The sequence below is a fragment of the Anabaena cylindrica UHCC 0172 genome, from assembly GCF_034931625.1.
Classification (GTDB): Bacteria; Cyanobacteriota; Cyanobacteriia; order Cyanobacteriales; family Nostocaceae; genus Anabaena; species Anabaena cylindrica_A.
Window position 1 is genome coordinate 139,758 of record NZ_JAYGGY010000079.1, and the last position, 9,444, is coordinate 149,201.

Annotated in this window: 15 protein-coding genes; 6 read left to right on the forward strand and 9 right to left on the reverse strand. The window is 37.1% G+C overall.

What is annotated here, in order from left to right; translation table 11 throughout:
• Positions 1-92 precede the first annotated feature (92 nt).
• Complete coding sequence (gene glmM, locus VB713_RS15530; RefSeq protein ID WP_323312410.1) at positions 93-1,565, reverse strand: phosphoglucosamine mutase; 1,473 nt, start codon at positions 1,563-1,565, stop codon at positions 93-95.
• Positions 1,566-1,938: 373 nt separating this feature from the next.
• Between glmM and VB713_RS15535 the strand changes: the two genes are divergently transcribed.
• Entirely contained in the window at positions 1,939-2,655 is a 717-nt protein-coding gene (locus tag VB713_RS15535; RefSeq protein WP_323312411.1) for a heme oxygenase (biliverdin-producing), read from the forward strand.
• Between the two features lie 188 nt (positions 2,656-2,843).
• On the opposite strand, the gene VB713_RS15540 is transcribed toward VB713_RS15535, so the two are convergent.
• Genes VB713_RS15540 through VB713_RS15550 form a run of 3 tightly spaced genes read right to left on the reverse strand, consistent with a single transcriptional unit; the run spans position 2,844 to position 3,645 of the window.
• Positions 2,844-3,119: a type II toxin-antitoxin system YhaV family toxin gene (locus VB713_RS15540; RefSeq protein ID WP_323312427.1), complete on the reverse strand. Its 276-nt coding sequence runs from the start codon at positions 3,117-3,119 to the stop codon at positions 2,844-2,846.
• On the reverse strand, positions 3,020-3,325 hold the full coding sequence (locus VB713_RS15545) for a hypothetical protein (protein WP_323312412.1): 306 nt from the start codon (positions 3,323-3,325) through the stop codon (positions 3,020-3,022). The genes VB713_RS15540 and VB713_RS15545 overlap by 100 nt, the downstream gene beginning before the upstream one ends.
• On the reverse strand, positions 3,325-3,645 hold the full coding sequence (locus tag VB713_RS15550) for a hypothetical protein (protein WP_323312413.1): 321 nt from the start codon (positions 3,643-3,645) through the stop codon (positions 3,325-3,327). Before VB713_RS15550 ends, VB713_RS15545 begins: the two co-directional genes overlap by 1 nt.
• Before the next feature lie 186 nt (positions 3,646-3,831).
• Between VB713_RS15550 and VB713_RS15555 the strand changes: the two genes are divergently transcribed.
• Positions 3,832-4,086: a hypothetical protein gene (locus VB713_RS15555; RefSeq protein ID WP_323312414.1), complete on the forward strand. Its 255-nt coding sequence runs from the start codon at positions 3,832-3,834 to the stop codon at positions 4,084-4,086.
• A 4-nt stretch (positions 4,087-4,090) separates the two neighbouring features.
• On the opposite strand, the gene VB713_RS15560 is transcribed toward VB713_RS15555, so the two are convergent.
• Positions 4,091-4,429: a XisI protein gene (locus tag VB713_RS15560; RefSeq protein WP_323312415.1), complete on the reverse strand. Its 339-nt coding sequence runs from the start codon at positions 4,427-4,429 to the stop codon at positions 4,091-4,093.
• A gap of 158 nt (positions 4,430-4,587) precedes the next feature.
• Between VB713_RS15560 and VB713_RS15565 the strand changes: the two genes are divergently transcribed.
• Positions 4,588-4,824, forward strand: coding sequence for a type II toxin-antitoxin system HicA family toxin (locus VB713_RS15565; protein ID WP_323312416.1), 237 nt, complete (start codon positions 4,588-4,590; stop codon positions 4,822-4,824).
• 1 nt (position 4,825) lies between these two features.
• Positions 4,826-5,227 carry a type II toxin-antitoxin system HicB family antitoxin gene (locus VB713_RS15570; RefSeq protein ID WP_323312417.1) on the forward strand — a complete coding sequence of 134 codons (402 nt, stop codon included), beginning with the start codon at positions 4,826-4,828 and terminating at the stop codon, positions 5,225-5,227.
• A 295-nt stretch (positions 5,228-5,522) separates the two neighbouring features.
• Here the strand turns inward: VB713_RS15570 and VB713_RS15575 are convergent, their stop codons facing one another.
• Positions 5,523-6,221, reverse strand: a complete 699-nt coding sequence (locus VB713_RS15575) for a PEP-CTERM sorting domain-containing protein (RefSeq protein WP_323312418.1) — start codon at positions 6,219-6,221, stop codon at positions 5,523-5,525.
• Between the two features lie 341 nt (positions 6,222-6,562).
• Here VB713_RS15575 and cobW point away from each other — a divergent pair, with 341 nt between their 5' ends.
• Together cobW and VB713_RS15585 are read left to right on the forward strand one after the other, a co-directional pair.
• The gene (gene cobW, locus VB713_RS15580) at positions 6,563-7,612 is read left to right on the forward strand and encodes a cobalamin biosynthesis protein CobW (protein WP_323312419.1); all 1,050 of its coding nucleotides are present in this window, start codon (positions 6,563-6,565) and stop codon (positions 7,610-7,612) included.
• 1 nt (position 7,613) lies between these two features.
• Positions 7,614-8,084, forward strand: a complete 471-nt coding sequence (locus tag VB713_RS15585; RefSeq protein WP_323312420.1) for an ABA4-like family protein — start codon at positions 7,614-7,616, stop codon at positions 8,082-8,084.
• A 207-nt stretch (positions 8,085-8,291) separates the two neighbouring features.
• Here VB713_RS15585 and VB713_RS15590 read toward each other — a convergent pair whose 3' ends face one another.
• From VB713_RS15590 to VB713_RS15600, 3 genes are all read right to left on the reverse strand, one after another.
• Positions 8,292-8,510, reverse strand: a complete 219-nt coding sequence (locus VB713_RS15590) for an acetyltransferase (RefSeq protein ID WP_323312421.1) — start codon at positions 8,508-8,510, stop codon at positions 8,292-8,294.
• Between the two features lie 111 nt (positions 8,511-8,621).
• Positions 8,622-8,930 carry a DUF3181 family protein gene (locus tag VB713_RS15595; RefSeq protein WP_323312422.1) on the reverse strand — a complete coding sequence of 103 codons (309 nt, stop codon included), beginning with the start codon at positions 8,928-8,930 and terminating at the stop codon, positions 8,622-8,624.
• A gap of 121 nt (positions 8,931-9,051) precedes the next feature.
• Positions 9,052-9,309, reverse strand: coding sequence for a hypothetical protein (locus tag VB713_RS15600; RefSeq protein WP_323312423.1), 258 nt, complete (start codon positions 9,307-9,309; stop codon positions 9,052-9,054).
• Positions 9,310-9,444: the final 135 nt, after the last annotated feature.

The following is a 9,444-nucleotide window of genomic DNA, read 5'->3' on the forward strand; positions in this document are numbered from 1 at the left end:
CGAGGAATATTGAGTGTTTATTGAGTGGAAAATTACTCATTACTTTTCTTCTTACTCTACACTCAGTACTCGGTATTCAATACTCAGTATCTTTATCCTAAATGTTGTTGGACTTGTGAGACTAATTCACTTGTCCAATAGTTGGCAAGTTCAGCGTTGGCTGCTTCAACCATGACGCGGATGACTGGTTCTGTACCGGATGCGCGGACTAAAATTCTGCCATCATCACCCATTGCGGCTTCGGCTTGAGCGATCGCATTTTGTACTGGTTGACAGTCTTGCCATCCTAAACGGCGCTCACGATCTAATACTCGCACATTCCGTAATAATTGGGGGTAGGTCTGAAAACTTTGATCTACCATTTCACTCAGAGAAATACCTGCTTCTTGGACGACAGCAGCTATATGCAAAGCTGTTAATAAGCCATCACCAGTAATGCCATAATGACGACAGAGAATGTGACCGGATTGTTCACCTCCCAGCATTCCCCCAGTTTTCAACATTTCGGCTTGCACATATTGATCACCTACTGCTGTCCGAATTAAGTTACCACCTAATTGCTGCCAAGCTTTTTCAAAGCCTAAGTTAGCCATAACAGTGGAAATAATCAGATTATCTGGTAATTGTTGCTTTTGTTGTAAATGGCGACCCCAAAGATAGAGAATGTAATCGCCATTAATTTCTCGACCAGTATTATCTACAGCTAAAACCCTGTCTGCATCACCATCAAAGGCAAAACCGATGTCGGCGTTATGTTGTTTAACTGTTGCTTGGAGAATATCTAAATGAGTCGAACCACAATTAACATTAATGCGATCGCCATCAGCTTCATTATGCAGACAAATCACCTCTGCACCCATTTCTGCAAATACCGACGGTGCTAACCCAACTGCTGCCCCCCACGCTAAATCTAAAACAATCTTCATTCCCTGAAGATTTACCGCAGCTTGTAAAGGTTGTTGCAACGCCTGACGATATTGTCCTATTAACTCTTGCCGTGAATAATGCCGACCGCATTTATCCACAACTGCCCCAGATGATATTTTACCCCGTAATCCCGCTTCAATTTCTGCCTGTAATCTGGGAGACAACTTCGCCCCATTTGCACCAAAAATTTTAATGCCGTTATCTTCTGGTGGGTTGTGGCTGGCAGAAATCATGATCCCACCAATAGCATCACTCATGCTGGCAAGATAGGCCACACAAGGAGTAGGACATAACCCTAAATACCAAACTTCTAGCCCTGCTGCTGTTAAACCTGCACTCAAGGCCATGGCTAACATATCGCTGGAATTTCTAGAATCCTGTCCCACAATCACAGGGCCAACTTCAGATGCATGATTGTGCAAGACAATACCCGCCCAAAAACCTACTTGCAACGCTAAAGGCGCATTTAGTAATTCTCCAATTTTGCCACGAATACCATCTGTACCAAATAGGGGACTTGCGGGGAGAGGAATTAAATTAAGCGCACAACTACTTTCAACTTCTGTTCTCAATCCTTCTGATTTGGAATTAGAACCCTCAGAAATCCTACCTTGAGTTCGAGTTATAGCGGAAACCATATTTTTAAACACTCCACACAATCACACCGGAGAATAACACGTTAGACTTTGTTCAACAATTCTGACGAAATAGCTTTTAAACAGTACGCCTGTAATTGTTTTTCTTAATGACAATTAATTATAACACTCTCATTTTACGTAAAATTACATAAAGTTATGGATATTTAATGATGAATCTTCCGTAAATCATCATTGTTTAAATTTATGAATGCAAAGAATATCTGTATAATTTAGCACAAAATATTCCCGGCTTAAAGAATTTTAATGTAAATTCTCATCAAATAGTTTTAATGTAACGTTTTAATGGCGTTTTTTAGTCATTGATAAATCAGAACTTCGCCAGTTGACTTTATTAAGGTTAATAAATTTTAGTATGAGCAGCAATTTAGCCAGCAAATTACGTATAGGTACAAAAAAAGCCCACACGATGGCAGAAAACGTGGGTTTTGTCAAGTGTTTTTTGAAAGGAGTGGTAGAGAAAAATTCCTACCGCAAATTAGTTGCTAACTTTTATTTCATCTACTCAGCAATGGAAGAGGAGATGGAGAAACACCGCAATCACCCCATTGTCGGCAAAATTTATTTTCCCCAACTCAACCGCAAACATACTTTAGAGCAAGATTTAACTTACTACTACGGTTACAACTGGCGAGAGCAAATCAAATTATCCTCCGCTGGTGAGGCGTATGTAAACCGGATTCGGGAAATTTCTGCGACAGAACCAGAGTTGTTAATTGCTCATTCCTATACCCGTTATTTAGGTGATTTATCGGGTGGACAAATTCTTAAAGGTATTGCCCAAACAGCGATGAAGTTGGGTGAAGGTGAAGGTACTGCCTTTTATGAATTTGCAGATATTACCGATGAAAAAGCATTTAAAGCTGAGTATCGTCAAAATTTGGATGCTATGCCTATTGATGATGCCACAGGCGATCGCATTGTAGAAGAAGCAAATGCCGCTTTTGGTATCAACATGAAGATGTTCCAGGAATTAGAAGGTAACTTAATTAAAGCGATCGGGATTATGGTTTTCAACGCCTTAACCCGGAAACGCACCAAGGGTAGCACTGAATTGGTAACTGCTGAATAATGAAGCAGTGCTGAGTACCGAGCAAAAAGCTCAAAATATCTAGGGGTAACAGCCTTGTGATTGTTTTTATGTCAATGAAAGCAACCGGAGGGATGTCACCCCAAATTAGAATCATCTAAATCACATTCAGCCATAAATTGCTCAATACTTTCAGGAAAATCACCATTTTCAACTTTTTTCGTAAATACTTAATATACTAAAAACGGGTTAAAAGTGTCATTCTGAACGAAGTGAAGAATCTCCGAGATACTTCCCTGCACTACGTTACGGTCAGTATGACATAAGTCCAAGTTTGACCCGTTTGCAGTATAACAATCTTTTTTATCACCTTCCTTGCGGGAAAAACCTAACCAGAGAATAATAATTATTTTTTGTTCTTTAAATACTCTAAAAAACAATCTATATCTTTCTGGAAGTCCCATTTTCTTGAGACGACCATATTTTTGTAAAGGTTTCTGTAAAATAAAGTGAGACGCAAAAGGATCTTGGGTAATTTTTTTTTAATACCTATATTCAACGCTTTTAATAATTTTGCATCTTGATGTTGGATAAATTCTTCTTTGGGTAATTCATCTTTTAATTTCTTGATCTTTTCGCGCAAGTCTACCCATTGGGTGTTAAACAACGGGTAGAAAAATATTTGCCAATCATTACAAGTAAATACAGCCATTAATCTAAAACTACATCAGCTAATAAATCATCTATTTCTGCACTCATTTCTTGAGTATATGCAACTAATTGGGAAGGATTTTGGATAGCATCTTTCATGAGAAAATCTAAAAAGAGGCTTAACATTACGCTTTCATCTTCGTTATTTTCTATAACATCTTTCGCGTCTAATTTCACTAAAAATGTGTTATCTGATAACACTTCCATATAGCCTGAAGTATTAGCTAAATGGGGATAGTCTTTAAAAAAAGAACGAGGGAGACGAAAACCATCTTGATTACCGATTTTTGCAGGGTTGATGGCATAAATTTTATCAGCCATAAGATAATTCTTGAGCTAGGTTATAATTTATGTTATGACATATCTTTGATAAATTCTTGTTGTAAATCATCAAAGTCCACAGAAAACACATCTATTTCTTGACGATTTGGTTATTGATTAAAAGCTGTAGATATACTATAATATATAGTATTATTTTGTTTTGAAAAGTAAGTAAATAAGGTAATTATGGAACAAACAATTACTATTACTTTCACACCAGAAGGAAACCTAGAACTTCCTCCAGAAATTCGAGAACAATTTGTTAATGGTGAAAAATATTCAGTTACTATGACTGAAGATGGTATTTTTTTTAAAAAAGCTGCTAAATTTGATTGGTCAGAATTAAGGAAAAGAAGAGAAGCAGTAAATGATCCTAATCCTTTAACAACAGAAGAGATTTGTGAACTTGTGCGAGAAGTTCGCCAAGTAAATACTCAATAATATACTAACTAACAGCAAAGTTTGTATATTGTCTGATTTTAGGATGACGAAAACCAAGTACAATATCCTGTGCAGGAATACCTGCTGCTATAAAATCATTAGCAATACTTTCTTCTGTATCATCATATTGAATCCAAATTTTATGATCAATTAAATCTACATGAATAGGTGTGGTATGTAGATATTGATCACCACTCCAACCAATATCTAATACTAGATAACGTCCATGTTCATCATCAAATAGAACTTGGGAGTTATAGCCATCAGGGATAGAAGCGCGATATTCAGCAGTTTCTGTTAATATGCTTTTGATAATTTCTTGATATTTTAATTTGGTATCCATTGTACTATCTCCTCATGTAGTTGCATTTATAGAGACTAATAGAAATATTCCATATTGACATTGATACTATATGTGATATCATCAGAATAGCAAAATAAGCCTGCCAGCGAAGGACACAAACATGAAAAAATTTAAAATTCAACGGACATTAATCAATTATGAGTCAACTAGAAAAATTAATTCAGTTATTTCTCTCTTACCCTGTTGAAGTAAGATTTGAAGAAGTAAGACGTATTTTAATAGCATTCGGTTTTGAAGAAGTTCGATCTAAAGGAAGTCATCACACTTTCCGTCATGAGGATGGAAGGATACAAATTGTACCCAAAAAAGAGGGGCAAAAAGTAAAAGGAATTTATATTAAGCAGATTGTAAAACTGCTCAGATTAGAGGAGTAGTATGTCTAAGAAAAATAAAACTGAACGTGAGTCACTGGAATTTTACTTGAATTTGAAATATCCAGTTACACTTTACCCTGATCCTGATGGGGGATATGTAGCAGAAATTAAAGACCTTCCTGGGTGTATGACTCAGGGAGAAACAACAGATGAAACTTTATTTAATATTGAAGAAGCACGTAATTTATGGATAGAAACAGCCTATGAATATGGGGATGAAATTCCCTTACCCTCAACTCAAGTTCAATACAGTGGTAAGGTTTTACTACGTATACCTCGATCATTGCATGAGAGATTAACAGAAAATGCAGAGAAAGAAGGAGTTAGTCTCAATCAATATCTTGTGTTTTTGTTAAGTGAAAGAAATGCTATTAAGTCTTTAAGCATGGTAAATGCTAAGTAGAAATGTTTTGATCTAAGTTAAAATTTTGGTGAAACTTTCACTTTCAAAAACTTGATGAATACTAATAGCGATCGCTAGTTAATTCCAAATGCGATCGCTATTTTGATTTAACTTTATTTACTGCATTCTAATATTAATGAAATTAGGTTAAAATCCAAATATTGGCAATTTTGGGTATAAAAACTAGATTATAAGTAAAGTAATAATGTAAGTTAATTCTTAAATGAAATACGTATGTGCGTCAAAACCTTAAAATTATCTTGTCTGACGCACTCTACACGCATTAACTGAAATTTTATGCTCCCACTTTTTTACGCTTCAGGGAAGTTGCACCAAAAGCACCAAAAGCTAATAAGCCCAACATGGTAGCAGGTTCAGGAACACTCGTTGCGCTTGCTCCTACTCCTACGCCAAAACTAACTGCATCAAGAAAATTACCAGCTGAGGGACTACCAGAACCAGTGGAAACTGCTGAGTAAGCAAAACGTATCTTGTTACCAAGGGTGGTAATAGTTGGTTCACCTGCATTGGTATTGAATACCCATGCTGCTGTGGTAGCAGAGTAGTTTTTGGTGAATAAGCTAGTATCATCTCCACCGCCAAATATACCGTCTGCTCCCAAGTCGGTAATAGCCAAGTTCATAACGTCAGTTCCGACTCTGGCACGGTGAGCAAATTCAAATCCAATCGTACTTCCAGCAGCAATGGGATCTACATCTTGAAATAGTGTACCATCGATAAAAGCATTGATCTCAGCAAATTGAGTTCCTTCATAAGCAGTGACTCCGAAGCTACTATCCCAAATCTCAATTCCTCCTGGGTCAGTTGTCTTCCAACCAGGAACTGCTGATTCGGGGAATATTCCACGACCAGTGATACCAGGCTGCTCAAATCCACCGTTAACCAAGCTAGATGCTGCTTGTGCTGATTGAGCATCAGCAATAGAAGCTACGGAGAGAATGCTTAAAGCAGCTATAGATAATTTACGTAACATAGTAGTTATTTGTTCGGTTTTGAATGCCTTTATACCGTAAACTTACCTCCGCACTTTACGCAATAGGTTCAAGCTGAACTGTACGGAATCTTTAAAAAACTACGGGCTTTTATAAAGTCATGACTTGACTCTTGACAAAAAAGACTAAATATGAAGTATTAATTTCAGGTATAAAACCCTTATTTTTCAACACTTCTGGCTAAAAAAAAGATTGATGAAAGCCTGAATCAAAGATAATAAGTGGATTCACAAAAGCGTAAATCTGTATGGTACGTAAGTCCTATACTCTAATGATTAAGGGGCAAATAGTGTAAAATTAATTTCAAAACCACACACAAAACATGGCTACAAAAATCCCCGTTACCGTCATCACAGGCTTCTTAGGAAGCGGTAAAACCAGCATTATCCGTCACTTACTCCAAAACAACCAAGGACGACGCATAGCAGTACTAGTCAACGAATTTGGCGAACTGGGGATAGATGGAGAATTATTAAAATCTTGTCAAATTTGCCCCGAAAATGAAACAGAATCAAATCAAGAAACTAACATCTTTGAACTTACAAACGGCTGTTTATGCTGCACCGTTCAAGAGGAATTTTACCCGACAATGCGGGAATTAATTAAACGCCGAGATAGTATAGATTGTATTATTATTGAAACCTCTGGTTTAGCCTTACCAAAACCCTTAGTTAAAGCCTTTCGTTGGCAAGAAATCCGCAATGCAGCTACAGTAGATGCAGTAATTACAGTAGTAGATTGCGCCGCAGTTGCAGCCGGAACATTTGCCAGTGATTTAGAAGCAATAGCCGCACAACGCCAAGAAGATGATAGTCTAGAACATGAAACGCCATTACAAGAATTGTTTGAAGATCAACTTGCTTGTGCTGATTTAGTAATTTTGAATAAAACTGATTTAGTTGATAATGAAACTAAAGCACAAGTTCTAGAATTAGTTAAAAAAGAATTACCTAGAGTTGTGAAAATTGTCTCTAGTGATTATGGTAAATTAGACGCATCTATATTATTAGGATTTGAATCCGCAGTTGAAGATAATTTAGATTCCCGTCCTAGTCATCATGACACAGAAGAAGACCATGATCATGATGATGAAATTAACTCAACTCATGTCATTTTAGACCGAACTTTTGACCCAGAAAAGCTACAAGCAAGATTAGAAAAATTGGTGCAAGAACAAGAAATTTACCGCATTAAAGGTTTTGTGGCTGTTGCTAATAAACCCATGCGATTAGTTATGCAAGGTGTAGGCAATAGATTTGATAAATTTTATGATCGTCCTTGGAAAGTAGAAGAAGCAAAACAAACCAGTTTAGTTTTTATCGGTCGTAATTTACAATCTTCAGCAATAGAATCTCAATTAGTAGCTTTGTAATATGAATATCACAGATTTATTTAATGTTGCCAATTTGTTTGTTTTGCCTTTTTGGGCTTTGATGATTCTTCTACCTAACTGGAAAGTCACCCGCAAGGTAATGGAATCATATCTTCCTTTTGTGGTTTTAGCTGCTGCTTATGTGTATTTATTTATAACCAGCATTACCCCAGAAAATGCCGCTGCTTTATCAAATCCTCAATTAGCAGATATAGCTAAGTTTTTCGGTGATGAAACAGCTGCTGCTACAGGGTGGATTCACTTTTTGGTCATGGATTTATTTGTCGGAAGATGGATTTATTGGGAAGGTCAAAAAACCGGAATTTGGACAATTCACTCTTTGGCTTTATGTTTGTTTGCGGGTCCAATAGGTGTACTTTCTCATATTTTCACTTCTTGGATTTCTAAAGCTTTTTCTAAAGCTGAAAGTGTGATAGTAGAAGAAAAAGCTGCTGTTAACACCATTAAGTAACCCTTCAGGGTAAAGCGCAATGCTCATGAGTGTTAAATTAAACCAAATCTTTACCATATCTCGTTTCTAGTCTCGGACTGAGAATTCTACCACAGAGTATGGTAACGAGAGGAATGAAATCCAGTTTTTACAAGGCTTTTGCGTTAAGTTGACACCAAAAAGCATTGCGCTTTACCCCTGGAATATTTAGGATTATAGTTAATTCAATTATGCAGCGTGAGCTAATCTATAGTTAGCATCTAACCAACAACGTGGTAAGTCTTCACCTGATGGAAAAACTAGGTTTTCCTTTTTATAGATGTCGGTTTGTTGTTCTTCTTCACCTTCTTGATCTTTGGCGTGAATAATGTCAATGTTGGGATCTATCAATTCTTGAAGATCCATTATTTTCACTAAATCGCTGCTATTTTTGAGTTGTAAAAACATATACAAAGCTCTCCATTATTTATTTCGTCTAGTGTTGATGTGTGGATTTTAAACGCAGAGGTACGCGGAGGTTAGCGCAGAGGTACACAGAGGAAAAGGTGAAGAGAGAGTTTAGATTTCTCTTTGGTATTTTTCGAGAATATCTATTAGGGTTACTTGGCATTGCAGTGGTAATAAGTCAATTAAAGGTATTTCTTTTCTACCACCGCCAATTTTTATGGGTATGGATGCCAATAATTGCACAACTTTGTCTTCGCTGACGGTTTTGGAGGTGATTAGGGGATACAATTGTTCGGCAATACTGGTATGCATTTTGGCATTAGATAGATAAAGATGCCATTTGGCAATATCTAGGTAGACATTTTCGCCAATTTCTGATGCTAGGGCTTCTAGTAGTTCTGTGGTGTTGGTTGGAGCCATAAATATAACCTCGTGATGGAAAAAGAGCGCGAACTCTCGGCTTATTTCCCATTATCGAGCAATTAGATAGGCTATATCTACTACCACAGGTTACAATTGCCCCAGCATGAGCCGTCACTCTTTAGGTTGATTTAGGTGGCGTTTGATCGTAATTAGCGATCGTACTAATATAAATTAGATGCACCACCACTACCCCTACCCAGCCTAGTGTTAAAGGTGTTAACCACTCCCAAGATGTGGCTTTCAACATGTGGAAAAACCACAAGCCAGAATTGACAGTAGCGGCAACAGCTACATGAAAAGCAAAGTTCATCCGGTCATCTAATTTGCGAAAATCTGGATCTTGGCGATCAGGTTTGCGAGGCCAACGAGGAGGCATAAATAATAAATATTTGTGAATTTGTTACAGACGTTAATACACGCTATTTATTCTAAGGGTTTTAGGTGTCATTGGCTCACATATACTAAAAACGGGTTAAAAGTGTCATTCTGAACGAAGTGAAGAATCTCCGAG

What these genes read in the sequence shown, in the direction of transcription:
- VB713_RS15560 (WP_323312415.1), bottom strand. Translation starts at nt 4,429, where the DNA reads ATGGATACCAAATTAAAATATCAAGAAATTATCAAAAGCATATTAACA.
- VB713_RS15600 (WP_323312423.1), bottom strand. Translation starts at nt 9,309, where the DNA reads ATGCCTCCTCGTTGGCCTCGCAAACCTGATCGCCAAGATCCAGATTTT.
- VB713_RS15575 (WP_323312418.1), bottom strand. Translation starts at nt 6,221, where the DNA reads ATGTTACGTAAATTATCTATAGCTGCTTTAAGCATTCTCTCCGTAGCT.
- VB713_RS15535 (WP_323312411.1), top strand. Translation starts at nt 1,939, where the DNA reads ATGAGCAGCAATTTAGCCAGCAAATTACGTATAGGTACAAAAAAAGCC.
- VB713_RS15595 (WP_323312422.1), bottom strand. Translation starts at nt 8,930, where the DNA reads ATGGCTCCAACCAACACCACAGAACTACTAGAAGCCCTAGCATCAGAA.
- VB713_RS15545 (WP_323312412.1), bottom strand. Translation starts at nt 3,325, where the DNA reads ATGGCTGTATTTACTTGTAATGATTGGCAAATATTTTTCTACCCGTTG.
- cobW (WP_323312419.1), top strand. Translation starts at nt 6,563, where the DNA reads ATGGCTACAAAAATCCCCGTTACCGTCATCACAGGCTTCTTAGGAAGC.
- VB713_RS15585 (WP_323312420.1), top strand. Translation starts at nt 7,614, where the DNA reads ATGAATATCACAGATTTATTTAATGTTGCCAATTTGTTTGTTTTGCCT.
- VB713_RS15555 (WP_323312414.1), top strand. Translation starts at nt 3,832, where the DNA reads ATGGAACAAACAATTACTATTACTTTCACACCAGAAGGAAACCTAGAA.
- VB713_RS15550 (WP_323312413.1), bottom strand. Translation starts at nt 3,645, where the DNA reads ATGGCTGATAAAATTTATGCCATCAACCCTGCAAAAATCGGTAATCAA.
- VB713_RS15590 (WP_323312421.1), bottom strand. Translation starts at nt 8,510, where the DNA reads ATGTTTTTACAACTCAAAAATAGCAGCGATTTAGTGAAAATAATGGAT.
- VB713_RS15565 (WP_323312416.1), top strand. Translation starts at nt 4,588, where the DNA reads ATGAGTCAACTAGAAAAATTAATTCAGTTATTTCTCTCTTACCCTGTT.
- glmM (WP_323312410.1), bottom strand. Translation starts at nt 1,565, where the DNA reads ATGGTTTCCGCTATAACTCGAACTCAAGGTAGGATTTCTGAGGGTTCT.
- VB713_RS15570 (WP_323312417.1), top strand. Translation starts at nt 4,826, where the DNA reads ATGTCTAAGAAAAATAAAACTGAACGTGAGTCACTGGAATTTTACTTG.